This is a genomic window from Streptomyces sp. NPDC037389 (genome assembly GCF_040636475.1).
GTDB lineage: Bacteria > Actinomycetota > Actinomycetes > Streptomycetales > Streptomycetaceae > Streptomyces > Streptomyces hesseae.
Map to the genome: position 1 here is coordinate 171,589 of NZ_JBEZUS010000011.1, position 24,353 is coordinate 195,941.

20 protein-coding genes, 2 tRNA genes and 1 pseudogene are annotated in these 24,353 nt (G+C 70.4%); 16 read left to right on the forward strand and 7 right to left on the reverse strand.

Annotated features, from left to right (window positions below):
- The first annotated feature begins 26 nt into the window (after positions 1-26).
- The 10 genes and pseudogenes from AB0E98_RS24700 (at position 27) to AB0E98_RS24745 (ending at position 11,359) form a co-directional block, all read left to right on the forward strand.
- Entirely contained in the window at positions 27-503 is a 477-nt protein-coding gene (locus AB0E98_RS24700; RefSeq protein ID WP_361706319.1) for an SUKH-3 domain-containing protein, read from the forward strand.
- Positions 496-888 (forward strand): YwqJ-related putative deaminase, encoded by a 393-nt coding sequence (locus tag AB0E98_RS24705; protein ID WP_361706320.1) that lies wholly within the window; start codon positions 496-498, stop codon positions 886-888. Before AB0E98_RS24700 ends, AB0E98_RS24705 begins: the two co-directional genes overlap by 8 nt.
- Positions 888-1,676, forward strand: a complete 789-nt coding sequence (locus AB0E98_RS24710; protein WP_361706321.1) for a hypothetical protein — start codon at positions 888-890, stop codon at positions 1,674-1,676. The genes AB0E98_RS24705 and AB0E98_RS24710 overlap by 1 nt, the downstream gene beginning before the upstream one ends.
- Positions 1,677-1,738: 62 nt before the next feature.
- Positions 1,739-2,323, forward strand: a complete 585-nt coding sequence (locus AB0E98_RS24715) for a hypothetical protein (protein WP_361706323.1) — start codon at positions 1,739-1,741, stop codon at positions 2,321-2,323.
- Positions 2,324-2,371: 48 nt separating this feature from the next.
- A pseudogene (locus AB0E98_RS24720) lies at positions 2,372-2,608 on the forward strand (hypothetical protein); the annotation flags it as partial.
- Positions 2,609-2,774: 166 nt separating this feature from the next.
- A complete protein-coding gene (locus tag AB0E98_RS24725) occupies positions 2,775-4,193 on the forward strand; it encodes an EsaB/YukD family protein (protein ID WP_361706325.1) in 1,419 nt (472 codons plus the stop codon).
- A 43-nt stretch (positions 4,194-4,236) separates the two neighbouring features.
- Entirely contained in the window at positions 4,237-5,385 is a 1,149-nt protein-coding gene (locus tag AB0E98_RS24730) for a hypothetical protein (protein ID WP_361706327.1), read from the forward strand.
- Between the two features lie 56 nt (positions 5,386-5,441).
- The gene (gene eccCa, locus AB0E98_RS24735; protein ID WP_361706329.1) at positions 5,442-9,470 is read left to right on the forward strand and encodes a type VII secretion protein EccCa; all 4,029 of its coding nucleotides are present in this window, start codon (positions 5,442-5,444) and stop codon (positions 9,468-9,470) included.
- Positions 9,467-10,900: a DUF6177 family protein gene (locus AB0E98_RS24740; RefSeq protein WP_361706332.1), complete on the forward strand. Its 1,434-nt coding sequence runs from the start codon at positions 9,467-9,469 to the stop codon at positions 10,898-10,900. The genes eccCa and AB0E98_RS24740 overlap by 4 nt, the downstream gene beginning before the upstream one ends.
- A 264-nt stretch (positions 10,901-11,164) precedes the next feature.
- Positions 11,165-11,359 (forward strand): hypothetical protein, encoded by a 195-nt coding sequence (locus AB0E98_RS24745; RefSeq protein ID WP_311616260.1) that lies wholly within the window; start codon positions 11,165-11,167, stop codon positions 11,357-11,359.
- A 46-nt stretch (positions 11,360-11,405) separates the two neighbouring features.
- On the opposite strand, the gene AB0E98_RS24750 is transcribed toward AB0E98_RS24745, so the two are convergent.
- Positions 11,406-11,479, reverse strand: a tRNA-Gly gene (locus AB0E98_RS24750).
- 186 nt (positions 11,480-11,665) lie between these two features.
- Here AB0E98_RS24750 and AB0E98_RS24755 point away from each other — a divergent pair.
- The 5 genes from AB0E98_RS24755 to clpX all read left to right on the forward strand — a co-directional run bounded on the left by AB0E98_RS24755 (position 11,666) and on the right by clpX (position 16,445).
- Positions 11,666-11,742: transfer RNA gene (locus AB0E98_RS24755), tRNA-Pro, on the forward strand.
- Between the two features lie 144 nt (positions 11,743-11,886).
- A complete protein-coding gene (gene tig, locus AB0E98_RS24760; RefSeq protein ID WP_361706335.1) occupies positions 11,887-13,254 on the forward strand; it encodes a trigger factor in 1,368 nt (455 codons plus the stop codon).
- Positions 13,255-13,661: 407 nt separating this feature from the next.
- A complete protein-coding gene (locus AB0E98_RS24765; protein WP_311616284.1) occupies positions 13,662-14,267 on the forward strand; it encodes an ATP-dependent Clp protease proteolytic subunit in 606 nt (201 codons plus the stop codon).
- A gap of 63 nt (positions 14,268-14,330) precedes the next feature.
- The gene (locus AB0E98_RS24770) at positions 14,331-14,984 is read left to right on the forward strand and encodes an ATP-dependent Clp protease proteolytic subunit (RefSeq protein ID WP_311616263.1); all 654 of its coding nucleotides are present in this window, start codon (positions 14,331-14,333) and stop codon (positions 14,982-14,984) included.
- A 174-nt stretch (positions 14,985-15,158) separates the two neighbouring features.
- Positions 15,159-16,445, forward strand: coding sequence for an ATP-dependent Clp protease ATP-binding subunit ClpX (clpX, locus tag AB0E98_RS24775; RefSeq protein WP_361706337.1), 1,287 nt, complete (start codon positions 15,159-15,161; stop codon positions 16,443-16,445).
- A gap of 75 nt (positions 16,446-16,520) precedes the next feature.
- Here clpX and AB0E98_RS24780 read toward each other — a convergent pair whose 3' ends face one another.
- The 5 genes from AB0E98_RS24780 to AB0E98_RS24800 form a co-directional block, all read right to left on the reverse strand.
- On the reverse strand, positions 16,521-16,853 hold the full coding sequence (locus AB0E98_RS24780) for a helix-turn-helix transcriptional regulator (RefSeq protein ID WP_361706339.1): 333 nt from the start codon (positions 16,851-16,853) through the stop codon (positions 16,521-16,523).
- Positions 16,853-16,975: a hypothetical protein gene (locus AB0E98_RS24785; protein WP_361706477.1), complete on the reverse strand. Its 123-nt coding sequence runs from the start codon at positions 16,973-16,975 to the stop codon at positions 16,853-16,855. Before AB0E98_RS24785 ends, AB0E98_RS24780 begins: the two co-directional genes overlap by 1 nt.
- Positions 16,976-17,142: 167 nt before the next feature.
- Positions 17,143-17,967, reverse strand: a complete 825-nt coding sequence (locus tag AB0E98_RS24790; RefSeq protein ID WP_361706341.1) for a hypothetical protein — start codon at positions 17,965-17,967, stop codon at positions 17,143-17,145.
- 229 nt (positions 17,968-18,196) lie between these two features.
- Positions 18,197-19,171 carry a hypothetical protein gene (locus AB0E98_RS24795; protein WP_361706342.1) on the reverse strand — a complete coding sequence of 325 codons (975 nt, stop codon included), beginning with the start codon at positions 19,169-19,171 and terminating at the stop codon, positions 18,197-18,199.
- 128 nt (positions 19,172-19,299) lie between these two features.
- A complete protein-coding gene (locus AB0E98_RS24800; protein WP_361706345.1) occupies positions 19,300-20,259 on the reverse strand; it encodes a hypothetical protein in 960 nt (319 codons plus the stop codon).
- A gap of 160 nt (positions 20,260-20,419) precedes the next feature.
- On the opposite strand from AB0E98_RS24800, the gene AB0E98_RS24805 reads away from it, so the two are divergent.
- The gene (locus AB0E98_RS24805; protein ID WP_361706347.1) at positions 20,420-23,083 is read left to right on the forward strand and encodes a valine--tRNA ligase; all 2,664 of its coding nucleotides are present in this window, start codon (positions 20,420-20,422) and stop codon (positions 23,081-23,083) included.
- An 83-nt stretch (positions 23,084-23,166) separates the two neighbouring features.
- Here the strand turns inward: AB0E98_RS24805 and AB0E98_RS24810 are convergent, their stop codons facing one another.
- A complete protein-coding gene (locus AB0E98_RS24810) occupies positions 23,167-24,330 on the reverse strand; it encodes a hypothetical protein (RefSeq protein WP_361706349.1) in 1,164 nt (387 codons plus the stop codon).
- Positions 24,331-24,353 lie beyond the last annotated feature (23 nt).

A 24,353-nucleotide genomic window follows, 5' to 3' on the forward strand; every position in this document is an offset into this window, starting at 1 on the left:
GCGTTAGATATCCAAGGAGATTTTCCATGACCTTGAATTCCCATACGCCTGAGATCGAGCGGTGGCTGACGGAGAACGGTTGGTTCGCGGGCCGCGACATCGGTGGGCGCACGGACGAGCTCATCGCCCTGCGTGTGCGACAGGCAGCTGAGCAGGGGCATGACCTTGCCCCGGTGGAAGCTGCCGCCCGCATCATCCGGTCCTATGGGGAACTCGAATTCCCCTACCCGGACTCGTCCCCTCCGATGATTCTCCAGATGTATCCCACGGTCACCTTCCAAGGAGATGCCGCTCAGTTCGCCGAGCTGGCCGAGAATATCGGTCGGCCGGTGTTCCCGGTCGCTTACGAGACCTATGAGCGCGGCATCTGGCTGGTGGACGACTCGGGTCGTTTCTTCTATCTGCACCACACCGGGAATTACTTCCTGGGGAACAACGAATACGAAGCGTTCCAGCGGGCGCGACGCGGCAATCTCGAGGACGCCGAGGACTACTATGTCTAACTCTTACCCGGCAGTTGCCTCGTCTCTGCTCATCCAGAACACGATCGTCAGCCAGACCAGCCTCTTCGGCGAAGGCACGCCCCGGCTGCACCCCACGGTTCAGGCGTTCTTCGACGCGCTTCCGGATGACCTGCGGGAGCCCTTCCTCGGCACGTGTGCCGAGTCGGCCCTGATCTCGGACCAGTTCTGGGGTCTGGACGACCGGCGCACCGACGGACAGGTCACCGGCCTGGCCGAGGCCCGCCCGTACTTCGAGGGTTCGGTCATGCTCTCCCGGAAGATCCGTCCTCACAACCACCCGGAGCACGGGCAGCCCACCCTGCCGTGCCGCTCCTGTACGGCGCTGCTGGATGCCCTCGGCGTCCGGGTCCACCAGCCTTCCTAGTGACCCGCATACGCACCCTCCTCGGTACGGATTTCGACGGGCGGCCCGTCGAGGGCTTCGACGACGTGATCGACGAGGCCTTCGACGACCCCCGCCACAGAGAGCGCGTCCCCGGCCTCGTCGCGCTGATGGACGACCCGGCCGCGCCCGAGATCGAGCGGTTCCTGGCCTGCCTGGCGCTGACGACGTGGGCAGAGCCGGCCGGTTACGAGGCCGTGATCCGTGCCGCGGCCGATCCCGGGGCTACGCCCTGGTACGACTTCTCGATCGACCGGAAGTTCTCGGTGGACAGCACGTTCGCGCAGCTGGCGGACGCGGTGGCCGACAGCCGTCACCTGACCGAGGACAAGGGCAGCGAGGCGTTGCGACAGGAAACCTGTCGCGCGCTCGTGCGGCTCGCCGACAGCCAGTACTTCGAGGACAAGCTGGGCGAGCTGTTCGACAGCGCCACCCTCCAGATGCTGCTGGGTGACATCAAGGATGTCGTCGGCCGGAGCGTACGGTTCCTGGCGGCCGGGGAGAAGCGCCGCTTCGATCTGGTCACTCAGCTGGTCGACCTGGCGAGCGGGGTGTCCGCCGTCGACGGCCCCTTGGGTGTGGAGCTGGCGATGAGCGTGCTCGCCGCCGATTCCTTCCCTCGCGCGCTCGTCCACGCCGTCCCCATCGTCCATCGCGCCCAGGGGCCGGAGGCCCGGCGGTTCGGGGAGTTTCTGCTGAGGGTCGGCGACGAGGACGTGGGACGCCAGGTCCGTGAGGCGCTGGGCGGGTCGCGCGCGATATCCGCGTAATGTCCGGTGCTGCTTTGCGTTTTCTCGGAAGAAGTTGATAGGCATGGCGGCTGGTGCGTGTCATGGCCGCACCACTTGAGAGTGCAGTGAACGATTCGGGGGATTTCGTGGCGACTCCGCCGCAGCAACAGCCTTTTCCGGCGCAACAGCCCGGCTGGGGACAGCAGCCCGCTCAGCCGCAGCCCGGCTGGGGTCAGCCCGGCTTTCAGCCGCAGCAGCCGCAGCAGGCGCAGCAGGGATTCCAGGGGCACCCGGCCCAGGCCTACTGCCGGCTCTGCGGTGGTTTCCCCGCCGCCGATGTGACCGTCCGCGGGCATCAGGGCATTTTGATCATGATGCGGTTCCTGAGCCTGAACGGCCCGTTCTGCCGCAATTGCGGCACGGCCGTACTGCGCGAGATGACCGGGAAAACGCTGCTCCAGGGATGGTGGAGTCCGCTCTCGCTGGTCATCATCACCCCGTTCACTCTCCTTTGGAACGTATTCGTCAGGGCCAAGCTGAACAAACTCGAGCCCCCGGTCCCCGGTCAGCCCGGCCCTCAGCTGGATCCCGGCCTGCCGCTGCGCAAGCGGCCCGTCATCTGGGGGCTGCTCTTCCCGGTGCTCTGGCTGCTGTTCATGGCCTTTCAGATCGCCCGGGGCTCGTAGTAGACCCGAGGGCACAGCGGATCGCAGGGCGCGGCAGAGCGGGGAATGATGGCGAAGGATTACGACAGTCAACTGCTGGAGTCGGTGTCGGTACGACGCCGGCGTATGCGTGATGCCCTGCTCTTCGGCGCTCAGCGGGCCCGCCGGACGGCAGACGAGAAGCTGGGCAAGGTATTCGCCGGGATCGCCGTAGCGGCGGTGCTGTGCGCGGGGTGCGTCGGGTGGTCGTTCATCCAGCACACCCTGGCCAAGCAGAAAGAACAGCAGAAACAGCAGGAGCAGCGGTACGCGCCGCAGGTGACTCCGTCTCCGGCGTTGTCGCCCACGCCCTCCGACCTCAACTCCAACCCCGACTCCGACTCGCCGCCTTCCCCTTCGCATACGAAGTCGGCGAAAACCCCGAAAGGAACGCACAAAGTGACGGAGTCGGCCCAGTGATAGGTTCTGCCGCGTGGTGAATACGGGGGCGAAACAGCGTACGGAATTGAGCAGGGTCACCCTGGTCGGTGACCGTCGGCGGGTGGATCTGGTGCTCCCCGCGGACGAGCCCATCGGGCGGCTGCTGCCCGACGTTCTGCGACTGCTGGGCGACACGGTCGGTGAGCGTCCGGCCGCCCGGCATCTGATCACTGCTGAAGGAACGGTTCTGCCGCAGGACGGCACCCTCGCCGACGCCGGTGTTCCCGACGGTGCGCAACTGCGGCTGGTGCGCGTCCACGACGCGCCTTCCGCGCCCGTCGTGCACGACGTCACCGACGAGCTCGCCGAGAACCTGGACGTACGCGCCTGGCGCTGGCGTCCCGAGGCGCGGCGGTGGACCGCGAGCCTGGCGACGATCGCCCTGGCCGTGACCGCCGGTGTGCTCGCCCGTGCCAGCCTCGGACCGGCCTCCGTGGCCGGCGGCCTCGCCGTGGCCGCCGCGCTCGTCGCGGCCCTCGGCGCCGTCGCTTCCCGGATCGGCGCCCGAGGCGCCCGAGGCGTCCGGGACACCCGGGATGCCCAGGGCGCTCACAGCTCCGGTGACGACGCCGGCCGCGGTCTCGGCACGACGCTCATGCTGACCGGCGGCGCCCTCGCCACGCTCGCCGCGTGGACCGCCGCCGACGCCCACTCCTGGTCCGGCCCCGCCCGGCTCGCCGCCGTGGCCGCCGCGCTCGCGGCGACGTTCGCGCTGCTCGGCCTGTGCTCCCGCCTCGGCAGGGGCGGTCTGATCGGCGCCGGTGCCGTCGTCGTCACCGCCGGTGTGTGGGAGGCCGTCGCGGCCGCCCAGCACGACCCGGCGCGCCTGGGCGCCGTCATGGCAGTCGTCTCCGTCGTCGCCCTCGGCCTGCTGCCCCGGCTCGCGCTGATGGCCGCCGGTCTCACCGGGCTCGACGACCGCCGCTCCGGCGGCGCCTCCGTCAGCCGGCACGAGGTCGAGACGGCCCTCGCGGCGACCCACCGGGGACTGGTCCTGGCCACGGTCACCGTCGCCGCCTCCGCCGCGGCCGGCGGTCTGCTGGCCGTCACCGCGCCCTCGTGGTGGACGGTCCTGCTCGCCTCCGTGCTGATGGTCGTGCTGCTCTCCCGCTCGCGCGCCTTCCCCCTCGTCGCCGAGGTCGTCGCGCTGCTGACCGCCGCCCTCGTCCTGCTGGTCCGGCTCGTGACGCTGTGGATCGACCGCGTGCCCGGCACCCCCTACGGCCCGCTGGCGGCCCTGTGCGTGGTGGCCGTCGTGCCGCTCGCCGTCCTGGCGGTCCGGCTGCCGGAGCACGTCGGCGTGCGGCTGCGCCGCGCCGTGGACCTCGTGGAGGCCGTCGGCGTCATCGCGTTGTTCCCGCTCGCGGTCGGGGTGTTCGGCGTGTACGCGCGCCTGCTCCACCAGTTCTGACCCACCAGTTCTGAGTTCCAGGAGAGAGGTTCCGGAGAGAGGCATGTCCCAGGACGACTGGCAGGGCGACGTCCTGCGCAACCTGCGGAACCTGACGAACGAGCTGAACGAGCTCGCCGACGGGCCGCGGGCGACGGCGGACGGCCCGGCGGCTGAGCCGGCGGACGCACCCGCCGACGCGCCCGTGGAGGACGCCCGCCCCGGAGCCGCCGCGGCCCCGCTCAGGGAGCTCGCGGAGCCCGCCGCGCCCCGCCCCCTGCCCACACCCATCACCATGGAGATCCCGCTCCCCGAGGAACTGGTCAAGGGCAAGCCGCTGAGCGGCGACTCCGCCGCCAAGCGGACCTCGCGGTCGCTGCGGCGCCTGGTGGGCTCCTCGGCCACCCGCGAGGTGGAGGAGGCGACCCGCGTCGCCCAGGCGCTCCAGCAGCCGCTGACCACGGGCCGGCAGATCGTCGTCACCAGCATCCGCGGCGGCGCGGGCAAGACCACCGTCGCCGCCCTGCTCGGCCGCACCTACGCGCACTACCGCCAGGACCCCGTCCTGATGCTGGAGGCCGACTCCGCGCTGGGCACGCTCCCGGCCCGGCTGGGGGTCACCAAGGTGCGCTGGACGACCAGCGACCTCGCCCAGATCATCGACCCCTCGATGCAGCTCACCGACGTCGTCGGCTATCTCGTCCAGCTCCCCGACCGAGGCTGGCTGCTGCCCGGCAGCCAGGGCCGCGTCGGCAGCCGGCTGGAACTGCCGGACTACCGCACGGTGATGGTCGCACTGCGCCGCTACTTCGGCATCACCGTCGTCGACTGCGACACCCTGCCGAGCGAACTGTCGCGCACCGCTCTGTCGGCCGCCCAGGCACGCGTGCTGGTCACCCCCGCCACCGTGGAGGGCGTCACCAGCACCCGCGCGGTGCTGGACTGGATGGCGTCGCTGGGGCGGCCGAGGATGCTGACGGGAACCGTCGTGGTCGTCGCCGCGTCGTCCCCCCACATGACGCTCGACGTGACCGCGGCGAGCGAGCACCTCCAGCTCGACGGCGTGAAAGTCCTGATGCTCCCCTACGACCGGCACCTCGCCGCCGGCGGCCCGATCCGCACCGATCTGCTCGGCCAGGTCACCCGCGAGGCCGTCACCGAGCTCGCCGCCGACGTCCTCACCCGAGCCATGAGCCGACGAGCCTCCCGATGAGCCAGCGAACCCCCCGTTGAGCCGGCGTACCTCACGATGAGCAGGCGAACCTCCCGATGACCACGCGAATAGTCCACCGCCCCGCCCGCACCACCCGGCCACTGCCGACGCCGGAGGAACGCACCATCGAGCCGCCGCCCAATCTGCCCGAGGGCAAGACCGGCGGCGCCCTCCACACCCTCATGCCCATCGCGGGCGTGATGAGCTCCGTCATCATGATGACGGTCGTGCGCAACAGCCAGTTCGCCGGACTCGGGGCGATCGTGCTGGTCGTCACCGTGATCGGCTCGGTGGGCATGCTGCTGTCGCAGCGCGGCAAGGCCCAGCGCACCCGCCGCCAGCAGCGCGAGCGCTACCTCGAATACCTGGAGGAGCTCCGCGAGGAGCTGGGCGCCGAGGAGCGCGAGCGCCGCGAGACCGCCCGCGTCCTGGACCCGCCGCCCGAGGCGCTCTACGACATCGTGCGCGACCCGGCCCGGCTGTGGGAGCGCCGCCGCCTCGACAGCGACTTCCTCAAGGTGCGCGTGGGCACCGGACGGATGCCCGTACGGCCCCTGAAGGTCGGGCAGCAGGGCGGCAGCGTCCTCACCCCACCGGACCGCTTTATGCTCAACGAGGCGGGGGCGCTGAAGAACCGCTTCTCCACGGCGGCCGACCTGCCCCTGACCGTCCCCCTCGACCGCCTCGGCGACATCAGCGTCGTCGGCGACCGCGAGGGCGTCCTGCGCGTCGTCCGTGCCCTGCTCACCCAGGCCGCCGTCACCCACGCTCCCGACGACGTCGCCTTCGCGCTCGCCTGCCCCGGCGACCGGATGGCCGACTGGGGCTGGTTCAAGTGGCTGCCCCACTCCCTCGACACCGAGGAGCACGACGGGCCCGTCGCCGCCCGCCGCATTGCCCCCGGACTCGGGCAGCTCGCCCGGCTGATGGGCGCCGACCTGCGCGCCCGCGCCTCCTACGCCGCCGAGGTGCGGCGCGGACTGTCCGGCCGGGACGCCCTGGAGATGGCGTCCCGCCTCCTCGTCGTCAGCGACGAGTACGGCGAGGACGCCCGCGAACTGCCGCGCCCCGACGACGCCGTCCCCCTGCGGGACATGGGCGTCACCGTGCTCCACCTGGTCGCCGAGCGCGTCCAGGAGCCCGGCCAGGTGTCCCTGCGCATCACCGTCGACGGCGACCGGGTCCACATCGAGGACCTGCGCCCCGCCGAACCGGTCGTCTCCGAGGGCACCGCCGACCAGGCGACCGCCGCCGGAGTGGAGGGCGTCGCCCGGCTGCTCGCCCCCCTGCGGCTGTCCGCCGAATCCCTCGTCGACGCGCCCCTGTCCGGCCCCGTCGACTTCGGCGAGCTGCTCGGCATCGACGACCCGGCCGCTCTGGACGTCAGGTCCCTGTGGCGGCCGCGCGGCGAACGCGCCTTCCTGCGCGTGCCCATCGGCGTCAGCGACTCCCGCGAGCCCGTCCTGCTCGACCTCAAGGAGTCCTCCGAGCTCGGCATGGGCCCGCACGGCCTGTGCGTCGGCGCCACCGGCTCCGGCAAGAGCGAACTCCTGCGCACCCTCGTCCTCGCGCTGGTGGCCGGCCACCCGCCGGAGGACCTCGCCATGGTCCTCGTCGACTACAAGGGCGGCGCCACCTTCGCGCCGTTCGCGGACCTGCCGCACGTCGCCGGCGTCATCACCAACCTGGAGAACCAGGCCGGTCTCGTCGAGCGCGTCCACTCCTCCCTCGCCGGCGAGGTCCAGCGCCGCCAGCAGGTCCTCAAGGACGCGGGCAACATCGCCGACATCGGCCACTACGCCGCCCTGCGCGAGACCCGCCCCGACCTCGACCCGCTGCCGCACCTGTTCGTCGTCATCGACGAGTTCGGCGAACTCCTCACGGCCAAACCCGACTTCATCGACCTGTTCCTGTCCATCGGCCGCATCGGCCGCTCCATCGGCGTGCACCTGCTGCTCTCCAGCCAGCGCATCGAGGGCGGCAAGCTCAAGGGCCTGGACACCTACCTCTCCTACCGGCTCGGCCTGCGCACCTTCTCCGCCGACGAGTCCCGCACCGTCCTCGACACCACCGACGCCTTCCACCTGCCGCCCATCCCCGGCTTCGGCTATCTGAAGGTCGACACCAGCGCCTACGAGCGGTTCAAGGCCAGCTTCGTCTCCGGCCCCTATCGCGGCCCCGTGACGCGCGCCACCGAGGACGACGGCCCCGCCGTCTTCCCCTACCCGGACTTCAACACCCTCGGCGAGCCCGAGGACGCCCCGGGCGGCGGCGAACAGCCCGCCATGCGCCACCGCAACCCCGGCCCCACCACCATGTCCGTCGTCGTCGACCAGCTCCGCGACGCCGCGACCCCCACCCGCGCCATCTGGCTGCCGCCGCTGCCCCGGGCGATCGCCCTGGACACCTCGGCCGGCCCCCTCCAGGCCGGCGCGCGCGGCATGCAACTGGCCGTACGACCCGGCCCGCTGCGCGTCCCGCTCGGTCTCCTCGACGACCCCGCCAAGCAGTGGCAGGGCCAGTGGATCCTCGACCTCACCGTCGCCGGCGGCCACGCCGCCGTCATCGGCGGCCCCCAGTCCGGCAAGACGACCCTGCTGCGCACCCTCGCCCTGTCCCTGGCGATGACCCACACCCCGCGCGAGGTCGGTGTCTACGGGCTCGACCTGGTCGGCGGCGGCCTCGCCGCGCTCTCCGGGCTGCCCCACGTCGGCGGCATCGCCGGCCGCGCCGACCGCGAGCGCGTCAGCCGTACGGTCGAAGAGGTGCGCGGCATGCTCGCCGCCCGCGAGGAAGTCTTCCGCGAGCACGGCATCGACTCCGTCGAGCGGCTGCGCGAACTGCGCGCCGAGGGCCGGCTGCCCGAGCTGTCCTCCACCGAGATCGTGCTCCTCGTCGACGGGTTCGGCGCCCTGCGCGACGACTTCGAGGAGATCGAGGACGCCGTCACCGACCTCCTCAAGCGCGGCGGCGGCTACGGCATCCACATCGTCGCCGGCATGATGCGCTGGAACGACGTCCGCATCGCCACCCAGTCGATGTTCGGCACCCGCGTCGAGCTCCGCCTGAACGACCCCGGCGACTCCAGCATCGACCGCAAGCTCGCGGAGACCCTGGGCCCGGACGAGAAGGGCCGGGTCCTGACCGACGGCAAGCTCTTCGCCCAGACGGCGCTGCCCCGCATCGACTCCCTCGCGAGCACCTCCGAGCTGGGCCCGGCCGTCGAACAGGCCACCATGGTCATCCGCTCGTCCTGGTCGGGCGACGTCGCCCAGCGGGTGCGCGTCCTGCCCGCCCGCATCCCCGCGGCCTCCCTGCCGTCCGTCACCGCCGAGCCCAACCGGGTGCCCATCGCCCTCGACCAGACGGCGCTCGCGCCCGTCCTGCTCGACCTGTTCACCCGCGACCAGCACCTGATGATCCTCGGCGACAGCGAGTGCGGGAAGACCAACATGCTGCGCCTGGTCGCCCAGGGGCTCATGGAGCGCTACTCCGACGAGGAGATCGTCTTCGCGGTCTTCGACCCCCGCCGGGGCCTGCGCAAGCTGATCCCCGAGGAGTACCGCGGCGGCTACGCCCACAACTCCAGACTCTGCGGCGCCCTGGCCACCGGCATCGCCACCGAGCTGGAGAAGCGGATGCCCGACGACCTCGCCGCCCAGGACGCCATGGCGTCCGGCACCTGGTACTCGGGACCGCGCATCGTCATCCTCATCGACGACTACGACATCCTCACCACCGCCGGCCAGCAACCGCTCGCCCCCTTCCTGCCGTTCATCCCCTCCGCCCAGGACATCGGCCTCCACTTCGTCGTCACCCGCCGGGTGGCGGGCGCCTCGCGGGCGCTCTACGAGCCGTTCCTGATGACCCTGCGCGAGAGCGGCACCACGGCCGTCGTCATGACCGGCGACCGGCAGGAGGGCCAGCTCTTCCCCGGCGTCTACGCCGGGACGCAGCCGCCCGGCCGCGGCACGCTCGTCCGCCGCGGCGAGGCGACGCGGCTGATCCAGACGGCGCTGGCGGCGGAGGACGCCGAACCCACCGGCAGCACAGTCACCACGGGAGACACGGGGAACACCGCATGACCAAGGACGTGATCGCGCTCACCGAGCGCATGCCCGACGCGCCGAGCATCCTGGCGGGCCTCCTCGCCGGCGGCCCCGACCTGCGGGTCGAGACCACCGGCGAGGGCGCCGTGATCCAGCTGTGCGACGCCGAGGGACGGCCACTGGTCTCGATCGAGGCGCCCCTGATGCTCCAGGTGCCCGGGGAGGCCGACCGGCTGCTGGGCCCCGGCACCGCGCCCTCGGGCGACGGCCCCGCCTGGTGGATCGAGGCCCGGGCCACCACGGGCCTCCCCGGGGCAGAGCGGCTCGCGGGCGCCTTCGCGGCCCGCCTGACCATGCTGCTGGGCGGCCGCGTCTGGCCGCCGGACGCCCCCGGCACCACCGGGGCCGCCCGCCCCGTCGACGTCTCGGGCATCACGGCCGTACCCGTGCCCGCCGCCGCGCAGCCGGCCGTCGACATGCTCACCGACCAGGCCGCGATCGTCCTCCAGGACCGGCCCGTCGTCCCCATGACGAGCTGGCTCTCCGAGGTGCTCCGGGCCACCGTGGAGAGCGACCGGGCCCTTCAGATCGTGACCCCGCCGCACTGCCGCCTCTCCCTCGCCACCCGGACGCTGCTCCAGTCCACCCCCTCGCGCTGGGTGGTCCAGGACGAGCGGTGCGGCTACTACGACGGCCTGACCGGCGCCGTGCTGCGCTGGCAGGACGGCGCCTTCGTACCGGACCGGGGCGAGGACGGCGAGACCCCGGTGGCGGACGCCTTCACGGAGACCGCGCGCACCGCCCGCACCGAGGAGCGCCAGCTCGTCGTCTCCTTCCGCACCGAGCACCGGCCCGAGGCGGACCTCGTCCTCGGCGGCGCCCTGGAGGCCGCCTGGCAGGCGCTGACCGGCGCCCCGCCGGCCGGCTGGGGCACGGCGGAACCCGCCGGCCTCACCTGGTCGCGCCGGCAGCTGACCGACCTGGCCTACCGGCGGGCCCCCGAGCCCACCTGGACGATGGCCGTCGGCACCCCCGACCGCCCGGCGGTCGCCACGCTGCGCGTGGAGCGCACCCCGGACGGCGTGGAGGAGGACATCACCCTCACCCTCGGCTACGGCCCCGGGGAGAAACCGCCGCTGGACGCGCTCCCCGCGCTGGCCGGCGAGCTGGTGACCCGGTACGGGCTGAAGACCATGGTGTGCCAGCTGCGCGAGGCGCGCCGGGACCTGACCGCCCCGCCCCGCTTCGAGCGGCTCCCGGTGCCGTACGCGTTCGTCCTGGGCGCGGAGGGCGTACGGGAGGCGGGCCGTGACCGCGCGGGCCGTCCGCCGCTGCCGGAGGCCCCGGTGCGGCTGGGGCCCGACGCCCGTCCGGGCTTCTTCTACGCGCTGGGGGACGGCGAGTCGGACGAGGGCTGGGCGGCGCTGGAGACGCTCATCCGGCATCTGAGGTCGGCGGAGGGCTGAGGAGGAGGGCTGAGGAGGAGGACTGAGAACGGGTGTTTGAGGGCCTCGGGGCCGTCGCGCTGTCCGGCGTTGATCCGACTAATGGGCCGAATGAATGGTTCCGGTTTTGCGCCGCCCCCGAGAACCCCTGGTAATACCCCGATGAATCGTCACGGCATCGCAACCGGAGGCGAGTTGGTGGCACGATGGTCGAGTGGGGGGTGTGCGGGACGGCATTGGCTCCCGGGCCCGGCGAGGTGCTTCCGACCGAAGGTGTGATCAGTTGTGGCCATTTCACTGTCCGTGGTGCTGCTTTTGGCGATCATCCTGGTGGTGATGATCCGCAGCAAGAACATCAAGGCGGGGCCGGCGATCGTGGCGATCCTCTTCGGCTTCTTTCTCGCCTCCACGGGCATGGCGCCTTCGATCAACCGCTTCCTTCAATCGCTCGCCCAGACCATAAACGGCATCAAGTTCTGAGCTCGGGCGAAACAAAAACGCCTCCGGCGGGGCCGGAGGCGTCATGTGGAGCGGGCGACGGGAATCGAACCCGCGTAGCCAGTTTGGAAGACTGGGGCTCTACCATTGAGCTACGCCCGCGTGCGCCGTACGCACCCTGATGGCGGTGCGGCACGGTGTGCATCGTAGCGGGTCGGGGCGGTCCACCGCACGCCACCCCCGGATGCGCCCCTCACGCGCCCCCTCGTGCACCCCCGTCCCCCTCCTGTCCTGCGGGAAAGCGGCGGCCGGCACCCCTGCGGGCATGTACCCTACGTGTCGCACCGACGGGGTGTGGCGCAGCTTGGTAGCGCGTCCGCTTTGGGAGCGGAAGGTCGTCGGTTCGAATCCGGCCACCCCGACCAGCAAGATCACATTGTGGGGCCCCTCGTGCGTGCGGTTACTATGCAAGCTGCGCGTCTGTGTGTCTCTGAACCGGGCGCGGTCCGCTGATCGGCAACATCGCCGATCGGCAGAATCCCAGAAGTCAGCCCCAAGGAGACCGAACCGTGAAGAGCGCCGTGGAGACCCTGAACCCGACTCGGGTTCGGCTCACTGTCGAGGTGCCCTTCGAGGAGCTCAAGGCCAGCCTCGACGCGGCGTACAAGAAGATCAACCAGCAGGTCACGGTGAAGGGCTTCCGTCAGGGCAAGATCCCGGCCCGTGTCATCGACCAGCGCTTCGGCCGTGGCGCCGTGCTGGAGGAGGCCGTCAACGACGCGCTGCCGAAGTTCTACACGGAGGCCGTCAACGAGGCCGAGCTGAACCCGCTGGGTCAGCCCGAGGTCGACATCAAGGAGCTGAAGGACGGCGAGCTGCTCTCCTTCACCGCCGAGGTCGACATCCGCCCCGCGCTGGAGATCCCGGACTACTCCGGTATCGAGGTCACCGTCGACGCCGTCGAGGTCACCGACGAGGACGTCGAGAAGTCCGTCGAGCAGCTGCGTGAGCGCTTCGCCACCACCTCCCCGGTCGAGCGCGCCGCCGCCGAGGGCGACATCGTCACCGTCGACCTGGAGGCCAAGGTCGACGGCGAGGTGCTGGAGGACGGCGTCGCGTCCGACGTCGACTACACCATCGGCTCCGGCCAGCTCCTCGAGGGCATCGACGACGCCGTGACGGGCCTGGAGGCCGGTGGCTCCGCCACCTTCACCTCCGAGCTCAAGGGCGGCTCCGCCGAGGGCAAGGAGGCCGAGATCTCGGTCACCGTCAAGGCCGTCAAGGCCCGTGAACTGCCCGAGCTGGACGACGAGTTCGCCCAGATGGCGAGCGAGTTCGACACCCTGGACGAGCTCAAGGCCGACAGCGTCAAGCGCCTCGAGCGCATGAAGAAGTTCGACCAGGCCACCCAGGCCCAGGAGAAGGTCCTTGAGGAGCTGCTGAAGCTCGTCGAGGTCCCGATGCCCGAGAAGCTGCTCGCGGACGAGGTCAACACCCGCAAGCACAACCTCGAGCACCACCAGCTCGGCCAGATCGGCATGAACCTCGAGAAGTACCTCGAGATGCAGGGCAAGACGGTCGAGGAGTTCGAGGCCGAGCTCAAGGAGCAGTCCGAGAAGGGCATCAAGACCCAGTTCGTGCTCGACGAGATCGTCAACAAGGAGAAGGTCTCCGTCGGTCAGGACGAGCTCACCGAGCACCTGATGCGCCGCGCCCAGTCCTCCGGCATGGCCCCCGACCAGTTCGCGCAGGCCGTCGTCGAGCAGGGCCAGGTCCCGATGCTCGTCGGTGAGGTCGCCCGCGGCAAGGCCCTCGCGACGGTCGTCGAGGCCGCCACGGTCAAGGACTCCAACGGCGAGGTCGTGAACCTCGAGGACGAGGACGAGATCGAGGCCGCCACCGAGACGGTCGAGGCCGCCGAGGGCACCGAGGCCTGAGCCTCGCCCCTTCCCGGCCGGGTTTCCCGGCCTTCCCCCTGACGGACCCGTACGGCCCCCGTACGGAGTCCATGGGGGAGCTCGCAGGAGCGCTTGACGACGGGCCCGGACGCGCCGGTCCCCGCCATTCGGCGGGGCCGCGCGACCGGGCCCGTCGCGCACCCCCGGGCAGCCTTTCCGCGGCTTGTGCGCGGCCTGTGCGCGCGGGGGGAACCTGCGCTCAGAGCGAACAGTTCCTGATGCGGGATGGCGCCTGCCGACCAGCGCGTTAGGGTCCGTAGATACGAGGGCAGGGGAGACATGGCAGCGCGCCGGCGCGTACCGGCCACGCCACCCCGGTCCCCAGAGAAGACGCGGAGACGGCCCGTTGCCGTCAGAGACGAGCAGGTGGATACGTGACGAATCTGATGCCTTCCGCCGCCGGTGAGATCGCCATCGGTGGTGGCCTCGGCGACCAGGTCTACAACCGGCTGCTCGGGGAGCGGATCATCTTCCTCGGCCAGCAGGTCGACGACGACATCGCCAACAAGATCACCGCGCAGATGCTCCTCCTGGCCGCTGACCCGTCCAAGGACATCTACCTCTACATCAACAGCCCCGGTGGCTCGGTGACGGCGGGCATGGCGGTCTACGACACCATGCAGTACATCCCGAACGACGTGGTCACCATCGGCATGGGCCTCGCGGCCTCCATGGGCCAGTTCCTGCTGACCGGCGGCACCCCGGGCAAGCGCTTCGCGCTGCCCAACACCGACATCCTCATGCACCAGGGCTCCGCGGGCCTCGGCGGCACCGCCTCGGACATCAAGATCCAGGCCGAGCAGCTGCTGCGCACCAAGAAGCGCATGGCCGAGATCACCGCCGCGCACACCGGTCAGACGGTCGAGGCGATCATCCGTGACGGCGACCGCGACCGCTGGTTCACGGCGGACGAGGCCAAGGAGTACGGGATCATCGACGAGATCATCACGCACGCCTCCGGCGTTCCGGGCGGCGGCGGCACCGGGGCCTGACCGCCCCGGCAGGACCGTCCGCCAGCCGTAACCCCACAGACCGCCATCAGGAGTGACACTCGCATGAACATCTCGTCCGCCAGCGGCCTCTACACCGGCCCCCAGGCCGAGGCCCGTTACGTCGTTCCGCGCTTCGTCGAGCGCACCTCGCAGGGCGTGCGCGAGTACGACCCGTACGCGAAGCTCTTCGAGGAGCGCGTGATCTTCCTCGGCGTCCAGATCGACGACGCCTCGGCCAACGACGTCATGGCGCAGCTGCTGTGCCTGGAGTCGATGGACCCGGACCGCGACATCTCGATCTACATCAACAGCCCGGGTGGCTCGTTCACGGCCCTCACGGCCATCTACGACACGATGCAGTTCGTGAAGCCGGACATCCAGACGGTCTGCATGGGCCAGGCCGCGTCCGCCGCCGCGATCCTCCTCGCCGCCGGTACCCCCGGCAAGCGCATGGCGCTTCCCAACGCCCGCGTGCTGATCCACCAGCCGTCCAGCCAGACGGGCCGCGAGCAGCTCTCCGACCTGGAGATCGCCGCGAAGGAGATCATGCGCATGCGCACCCAGCTGGAGGAGATGCTGGCCAAGCACTCCACCCAGCCCATCGAGAAGATCCGCGACGACATCGAGCGCGACAAGATCCTCACCGCTGAGGACGCGCTCGCGTACGGTCTGATCGACCAGATCGTCTCGACGCGCAAGTCGTCCGTGACCGTCTGACCGCATCACTAGGTCCGACCGGTCCCAGCCACCACCGCGCCGCCGACGACGGGCGCTCCCTTGGCCGAGTAGGGCCAAGGGGGGCCCGCGCGGGGGGCCCGGCAAGGTACCGTCGATAGGCAAGCACTCGGGTTCGCAGAGCAAGGCGGATCCCAGGCGAAGGGGAAGCACCTCGTGGCACGCATCGGTGACGGCGGCGATCTGCTCAAGTGCTCGTTCTGCGGGAAGAGCCAGAAGCAGGTGAAGAAGCTCATCGCGGGTCCTGGTGTGTACATCTGCGACGAGTGCATCGACCTCTGCAACGAGATCATCGAGGAAGAGCTCGCGGAGACCAGCGAGGTGCGCTGGGAGGAGCTTCCCAAGCCCCGTGAGATCTACGAGTTCCTCGAGGGCTATGTCGTCGGCCAGGAGGCCGCCAAGAAGGCCCTCTCCGTCGCCGTCTACAACCACTACAAGCGAGTGCAGGCCGGCGAGAACGGCGGGCACAGCCGCGACGACGGCATCGAACTGGCCAAGTCCAACATCCTGCTGCTCGGCCCGACCGGCTCCGGCAAGACGTTGCTCGCCCAGACCCTGGCCCGCATGCTCAACGTCCCCTTCGCCATCGCCGACGCCACGGCCCTGACGGAGGCCGGCTATGTCGGCGAGGACGTCGAGAACATCCTGCTGAAGCTGATCCAGGCCGCCGACTACGACGTCAAGAAGGCCGAGACCGGCATCATCTACATCGACGAGATCGACAAGGTCGCCCGGAAGAGCGAAAATCCGTCGATCACACGAGATGTGTCGGGCGAGGGCGTCCAGCAGGCGCTGCTGAAGATCCTTGAGGGCACGACCGCCTCGGTCCCGCCCCAGGGCGGCCGCAAGCACCCGCACCAGGAATTCATCCAGATCGACACGACGAACGTCCTGTTCATCGTGGGCGGCGCCTTCTCCGGCCTGGAGAAGATCATCGAATCCCGCGCGGGCGCGAAGGGCATCGGCTTCGGCGCCACGATCCGCTCCAAGCGCGAGATCGAGGCCAGTGACCAGTTCCAGGAGGTCATGCCCGAGGACCTGGTGAAGTTCGGGATGATCCCGGAGTTCATCGGCCGTCTCCCGGTCATCACGTCCGTCCACAACCTCGACCGCGAGGCCCTCCTCAAGATCCTCGTCGAGCCGCGCAACGCCCTGGTGAAGCAGTACCAGCGCCTCTTCGAACTCGACGGCGTCGAGCTCGACTTCGACCGCCCGGCCCTGGAGGCCATCGCGGACCAGGCCATCCTCCGAGGCACGGGCGCGCGCGGTCTGCGCGCCATCATGGAGGAGGTCCTGATGTCGGTGATGTACGAGGTCCCGTCGCGCAAGGACGTCGCCCGGGTCGTCATCACGGCGGACGTCGTCCAGTCGAATGTGAACCCGACGCTGGTGCCGCGCACGCGCGGCAACGAGCCGGGGGAGCGGCACGAGAAGAGCGCGTAGGTTCTTTACGTACTTACGCATTGAGGGGGCGCCCGGCCGGCCGGCGGGGCGCCCCCTCGGGCGTGTGCGGCTGGGTCAGGCCGCGTGCGCAGTGAAGGTGACGGAGGACGTGTCTCCGTCCAGAGCGATGTTCAGCGATGCGTCCAATGCCTTCGCGAGCCGTGCGAGCAGCGGGAGCGTCGGGACGGTTCCGCCGAGTTCGAGCTTGGACACCTGAGGCTGTGTCATGTTCGCCCGCCTGGCGAGTTCGGCCTGGGAGATGCCCAGTTCGGTACGACGGTCGTAGACGGCCTGGCCGAGGTCGAAGGCCATGCGGATCTCGGTACGCGCGGACTCGGCCTCCGGCGATTCGGTGAACCCCTGGGCGATCTTCCGCTCGCGAGCGAGCTTCCAGCGCGCGTGGTCCATCAGATGTCTCCCTTCATGACGTCGCGGCTGAACTCCTCGTGGGCCGCTTCGTGTTCGGCCTGGAGGTAGTCGCGGACCAGGCCATCCTCCGAGGCGTGGGCGCGCGGTCTGCGCGCCATCATGGAGGAGGTCCTGATGTCGGTGATGTACGAGGTCCCGTCACGCAAGGACGTCGCACGCGTGGCAACGAGCCGGGGAGCGGCACGAGAAGGACGCGTAGGCTCTTTGTACGCGGAGGGGGCGCCCGGCCGGTCGGCTGGGCGCCCCCTCCGGCGTTCCTCGTGAGGCCTCAGCCTCCGTGGACGAAGATTTCCTCGGCGGTGGGGACGGTGACCGCCGCCTCCAGCCAATACCCCAAGGTGTCCATGTAGGCGCAGGTCATGATGCGCTCACGAACCGCGGGTGACACGGGAATGCCCCGGCTCTCCAGAACACGCAACACCGACAGCGCGCTTTGCTCCAGCCGCCCCTTTGCTTCACCCTCCTGCCACGTCTGCTCGATGAGGGTGCCACGGCCGGGGAAGTAGGTACGCGGCATGAGGTTCCTCCAGATGTCTCGCGCCGGGGAGTTCCCCAGGCCGATTTCCAGCAGTTCCGAGTAGTAGGCGACGGACTCCGGGTCGGCCGTGTTCAGAGCACGGGCCAGTGCCTCCAGTATGGCCGGAGCTTCTTGGCCGCGCCCATGAGTCATGGCGGAGAAAGTCGCCGGCGCCAGATGTCGGGAGGCACGGGCCGGATCAGTGATCACAGGAACGTTCCCGGGCCCGAGGACCAGGGGGTGTACGGACAGGGCGGTCCACCCCTCGGGCCCCAGGCGGAAGGGCCCGGCAGCCCAGTCGGCGGTCGCTTTGTCCTGGCAGACCACAAGAAGCAGCGCCGGACACCCGTACTTCGCCTTCAGATACGACAGGTAGTAGGCCCAGCTCACTGTCTTGTCCGGGTCGCGGCGTCCTTGTGCCTCGATGGCGAGGACGAAGCCACCGTTGTCGTCCGGTGAGACGATGCGCAGCACGCTGTCCACGCGCCGCTCCAGCGGCCGGATCTCCGTGACGTCCGCCGTGAGCACCTCGACGGACGACTTTGCCGGCAACGGCACGCCCAGGATCCGGAACACGGGGTCGAGCAGCTCAGGACGGTCCTGGAATATCCGGTGCGCTGCCTCGTGGTGTGAAGTGACTATGGCCCGACGGTAGGAGCGGGAACGTCTGTGCTTTCGACTATTGGCGCACGATCACTCGTTCGGGCGGTCTTATGTGGTGATTTCCGCTGGGACAACGCGACGGCCGCCGCGCTGCCGGGTGGGCATGCGCGGCGGCCGTCGGGTGAGTGGGCCTGCTGGAGGGTTACTTCTCCTTGCGGACCTGGTTGCGGATCTTGACGGTCGCGTCGGAGAGTTCCTGCGCGGACATGACCTTGCCGGTGGCCGCGTTGGCAGCGCCGCCGTACGGGCTGTTGCTCTTCGAGACCTGGTTCTGGACGATGCCCACGGCGCTTTTGTCACCCCAGACGCAGGCGGAGGCCTCGGACTCGGATGAGAAGTTCCCGTAGGAGCTGGTGGTCTTCTGCATCCGGCACTTGAGCACCGCACCGTCGAAGCCGCTCGGCGAGAAGTCCGTCCAGGGCATGGTCGTCTCGATCTTGGCTCCGACCTTCGACGCGAGCTGGGACTGCTGTTCGTCCGACTGGGCGATCAGTGCTTCAACGGTCTTCTTGGGATCGGCGATCGTGCCGTAGGTGCCGCCGACCGACAGAGTCTGCTTCTCCGGGTTGATGTACGACTTGCTCACCGCCGTGCCGTTCTCGATGCCCGCGGCTTTGGTCTTCTCGTTGTCGGCGAGGCTCTTCGGCTGGTTCTGCTGCGCGCCCGCCGGCAGCGGTGCCTCGACGAACTTCCCGTCCAGCAGCGACACCGGCAGCTCCATCGTGTACGGCTTCACGTCGCCGTCACCATTGCCGCCGCCGTTCATGAGGAGCACGCCGCCCACGATCGCGCCCACCACGACCAGCACGCCCACCGTGATGCCGATCGCCTTGCCCGCGCCGCCGCCGCTCGGCTGGGCCGGGGGCGGGTAGCCGCCCGGCATGCCCGGCTGCTGGCCCCAGCCCTGGGGCTGGGGGGCCGGGGGCTGGCCCCAGCCCTGCGGCTGGGGCGGGGCACCGTAGGGCGTGCCCGGCGGCGGGGGCGGGGGCGGCGGGGCGCCGTAGGGGGCGGGGGGCTGCTGGGGGTAGCCGTAGCCGGGCTGGCCGGGTGCGCCGCCCTGGCCGTACGGGTTGGGCGGCGGCTGCTGGCCGTACGGGCCCGGCTGGGGGTAGCTCATCGTTTCCTCTTCGACGCAGGTCTCTCACGCGGTCGCGACAGTCCTGCGCCATCTTTCCCGATGGCTTATTCCGGCTTTACCTCGGGCCCGCAACGGTTTCGGAACAACTCCCCTGTGTGCTACCGGGACTACTGGGAGAGGAGTGCGCGCGTGTCCCTGCGCACCTTTGACGTCAGCTCCGCCGCGTCCTCCAGCGGGACCTTCGTGCCCGCCAGCACCGCCGCCGTGTCCAGGCTGAACACCGCCTCCGTCGTGCTGTGGTCGGCCCATACGCACATCTGCATCGTGATCGGCTTGCCGCCCGGGGCGGTGGTGCCCACCAGGTGGGTGTGCTGGCACTTCATCACCGCGCCGTCGTCCAGCCCGGAGGGGGAGACGCGCTGGGCGGTGCCCTCGAGCTCCATGCGGCCCTCGCCGTCGCCGTCGTCCTTCTTGAGCGCGGCGCCCAGCGACGCGAACATGCCGTCCACGACGCGCTCCGGGCTCTTGACGCGGCCCCAGGCGCCGGTGAAGCGGATCTTCTTCTGCGTCGGCCCCGGGCTTCCCGTCTCGTACGCGCCCGAGATGGTCTCCGGGTCGGTGACGCCCATGTGGCGGAGGTCGGCCTTCTCGTTCGCGCCCAGTACCGGCAGGTCCGCGCCGGTCTCCTTCCGGTACTCGCCGGAGATGATGGTGTCGGGGGTGACCAGCTTGTGGCGCGGGCCCGCCTGCGCGGCCGGGCCGCCGCCCTTGGCGCCCCCGCCGGCCCCGGTGTCGTCACCGCCCCCGCGGTGGCCGCCTGAGATGAGGACGAAGCCGCCCACGACGATCGCGCCCACCAGGATGACAGCGCCCAGCGCGATGCCGATGGCCTTGCCCTTGTTGTTGCCGTTGTGCGGCGGGAGCGGCGGCGGGTACGGCATCGGCATGCCGGGCTGCTGTCCGTACGGCCCCGGGTGTCCGTACTGCCCGTACGGCTGCCCATACGGCTGCCCGTACGGGCCCGCCGCCGGTCCCTGCGCGGGCTGCTGCGGATAGCCGTAGCCGGGCTGGCCGTATGGGTTGGGCTGCGGCTGCTGGCCGTACGGGCCCGGCTGGGGGTGGCTCATCGGTGGCTCTCGGCTCTCTCACGGGCGGGGGGCCTGGGTCAGGTGCACGTCATCTTTGTCGATCGCTTATTCGAGCCTTGCGGCGGGGCGGCCGACGGGAGTCCCCTCGGAGCGGAAACGGGTTCGTGAGCTGTCGGCCCCTCCCCGTAGAATTCGGTCCGTGACCGAGAACACTCAGCAGAGCCCCGACCGCGGGCCGAACGACAGCGCCCCCGAACTGCCGACCCAATACGCGCCGGCCGAGGTAGAGGGGCCGCTGTACGAGCGCTGGGTAGAGCGCGGTTACTTCACGGCCGACGCCGACAGCGAGAAGCCGCCGTACACCATCGTCATCCCCCCGCCGAACGTCACCGGCTCGCTCCACCTGGGCCACGCCTTCCAGCACACCCTCATGGACGCCCTCACCCGCCGCAAGCGCATGCAGGGCTTCGAGGCGCTGTGGCTGCCCGGCATGGACCACGCCGGCATCGCCACCCAGAACAAGGTCGAGCAGCAGCTCGCCGAGGAGGGCCTGTCCCGCCACGACCTGGGTCGCGAGGCGTTCGTCGAGCGCGTGTGGCAGTGGAAGGAGGAGTACGGCGGCAAGATCCTCGGCCAGATGCGCCGCCTCGGCGACGGCGTCGACTGGAGCCGTGAGCGCTTCACCATGGACGAGGGCCTGTCCCGCTCCGTCCAGACGATCTTCAAGAAGCTCTACGACGACGAGCTGATCTACCGCGCCGAGCGCATCATCAACTGGTGCCCGCGCTGCCTCACGGCCATCTCCGACATCGAGGTGGAGTACCAGGACGACGACGGCGAGCTCGTCTCCATCACGTACGGCGAGGGCGAGGACACGCTCGTCGTGGCCACCACCCGCGCCGAGACGATGCTGGGCGACACGGCCGTCGCCGTCCACCCGGACGACGAGCGCTACGCCCACCTCATCGGCAAGCAGATCAAGCTGCCGCTGACGGACCGCACGATCCCGGTCGTCGCCGACACCCACGTCGACCCCGAGTTCGGCACCGGCGCCGTCAAGGTGACCCCGGCCCACGACCCCAACGACTTCGCGATCGGCCAGCGCCACGACCTGCCGTCGCTGACCGTCATGGACGAGCGCGGCGTCATCACCGTCCACGGCCCCTTCCTCGGCCTGGACCGCTTCGAGGCCCGTTCCGCCATCGTCGGCGCCCTGCGCGAGCAGGGCCGGATCGTCGCGGAGAAGCGCCCGTACGTCCACGCCGTCGGCCACTGCTCGCGCTGCAGGACGACGGTCGAGCCGCGTCTGTCGATGCAGTGGTGGGTCAAGGTCGGCCCGCTGGCGCAGGCCGCCGGTGACGCCGTCCGCGACGGCCGGGTGAAGATCCACCCGGAGGACATGTCGAAGCGCTACTTCGACTGGGTCGACAACATGCACGACTGGTGCATCTCGCGCCAGCTGTGGTGGGGTCACCGCATCCCCGTCTGGTACGGCCCGGACGGCGAGATCGTCTGCGTCGGCCCGGACGAGCAGCCGCCGACGGGCGAGGGCTGGCGCCAGGACACCGACGTCCTCGACACCTGGTTCTCCTCCGGCCTGTGGCCGTTCTCCACGCTCGGCTGGCCGGAGAAGACCCCGGACCTGGAGAAGTTCTACGCCACCGACGTCCTGCTCACCGGCCACGACATCATCTTCTTCTGGGTCGCCCGGATGATGATGTTCGGCCTGTACGCGATGGACGGCGTCGCGCCCTTCCACACCATCGCCCTCACCGGCCTGGTGCGCGACGAGCGCGGCAAGAAGATGTCGAAGTCCTTCGGCAATGTCGTCGACCCGCTGGACTGGATGGACGCCTACGGCTCCGACGCCGTCCGCTTCACCCTGGCCAAGGGCGCGAACCCGGGCACCGACGTCCCGATCGGCGAGGACTGGGTCCAGGCGTCCCGCAACTTCGCCAACAAGATCTGGAACGCCACCCGTTTCGCCCTGATGAACGGCGCCACGGTCGAGGGCGAGCTGCCGCCGGCCGAGGAGCTGTCGGCCACCGACCGCTGGATCCTCTCCCGGCTCAACGCCACGATCGCCGAAGTCGACGCGTTCTACGACGACTTCCAGTTCGCCAAGCTCGCGGACACCCTCTACCACTTCGCGTGGGACGAGGTCTTCGACTGGTACGTCGAGCTGTCCAAGACCACCTTCATGGGCGGCGGCGAGGCGGCCAAGGCCTCCGCGCGCGTCCTCGGCGAGGTCCTGGACAAGACGCTGAAGCTGCTGCACCCGGTCATGCCGTTCGTGACCGAGACGCTGTGGACCACGCTGACGGGCAAGGAGTCCGTCGTCGTCGCCGACTGGCCGAAGGCTGTGTTCGTTCCTGGGGCTGACGCCCCGGGCGGCTTCCGTGACGCCGCCGCCGAGTCCGAGATCGAGAACCTCCAGCAGGTGATCACCGAGGTCCGCCGCTTCCGCGCCGACCAGGGTCTCCAGCCCGGCCAGCGCGTCCCGGCGAAGCTCGACCTGTCGGGCACGACGCTCGCCGCCCACGAGGGCGCGATCCGTCAGCTGCTGCGCCTTCAGCCGGCCGAGGAAGGCTTCCACGCCACCGCGACCCTCCCGGTCGCCGGTGCCACGGTCGCCCTCGACCTGTCCGGCACGATCGACGTCGAGGCCGAGCGCAAGCGTCTGGCCAAGGCGCTGGCCGCTGCCGAGAAGGACAAGGCCCAGTGCACGGCCAAGCTCGGCAACGAGGCGTTCCTCGCCAAGGCCGCCGAGGTGGCCGTGGAGAAGATCCGCACGCGCCTGACCAAGGCCGAGGCCGACATCGAGCGGATCGGCGCCCAGCTCGCGGCGCTGCCGGCCGCCTGAGCCGACAGCCCACCGGGAACCAATACGACGCGGCCGGGTCGCCCCCACACGGGGGCGACCCGGCCGCGGTCGTTTTCGAGGGGTCAGCGCTCGGTGATCGGCCGCGCCTCCCACGGCCTCGTCCGGCCCGGATCCCACATGGGACCCCACGGCCCCTCCACAGGCTCCTTCTCCACCCGGTCGAGGAGCCTGTGCTGATTGCGGTCCCGGCGGTCCCGTACGGGGGCGAAGAGCACATACGCCGTGGACACCACCACGAAGCCCAGCCGGATCAGGCCCTTGGCCGACTCGTCGGGCACCACGAACACGCTGCCGTAGAGCACGAACAGCGCGATCCAGCTCCACCACGGCACCAGCCGCCGCTGGCCGCACACGTCCCACAGCAGGGTGCCGAGCAGCACGGAGGCCGTGTAGTAGGTGTAGACGCTGGGGTCGAGGACGATCCGGGCGTTGGCGCCCAGCAGGATGACGGCCGCCCACCGGCCGCGCCAGACGGCGATCGCCCCCAGGGCGAGGCCGAGCGCCGCCTGGGCGGGGCGGGCCCAGTTCGGGGTCTCGGGGGTGTTGCCGCCCAGCCAGCGCAGCGCGGAGGCCGGGCTGTTGGGGATGGTGAACTTCGCGGCGGCGAAGGAGTGGGGGTCGACGAGGAAGAACGGCAGCCAGGCGACGGCCACCAGGCCCACGCACCACAGCCCCGCGCGCGTCCACCGCTCCTTGGGCAGCGCCAGCAGCAGCGGCAGGAAGGCCAGCGCGGTCGGCTTGGAGTCCAGGGCCAGGGCCATGCAGATGCCGGTCGCGGCCGCGTTGCAGCGCGTCAGGTAGTACACCGCGAGCGCGGTGAAGAAGAGCGCGAGGACGTCGTCCAGATGCGCGAAACGGACCGAGACCTCTATCCACATGGGGATGAAGGCCAGGCCCGCGATGAGGACCCGCTGCCGCAGCCGCTGGTGGTTGGTGCCGGTGCCCAGGAGGTGCCGGGCGGCGCTGCGGCCGGCCAGGACCAGGATCACCAGGCCCAGCAGGGACATCAGGGCCTCGGCCAGCACCTGGCCGATCACGGCCGGGAAGGGGTTGAAGAGGCCGGCCACCAGGAAGCTGACGGGGCCCATCTGAAGCTCGGGGTGGCGGGCGTAGAGGTTGAGGCCGCCGTCGCCGGAGGTGCCCCCGTCGTAGATCAGCTCACCGCCGGTGCGCAGGTAGTGCCAGGAGAAGCCGCCGCTGGGCTCCACGACGATGAACCAGAGCACTGCCCACCCTGTGAGCAGCAGCA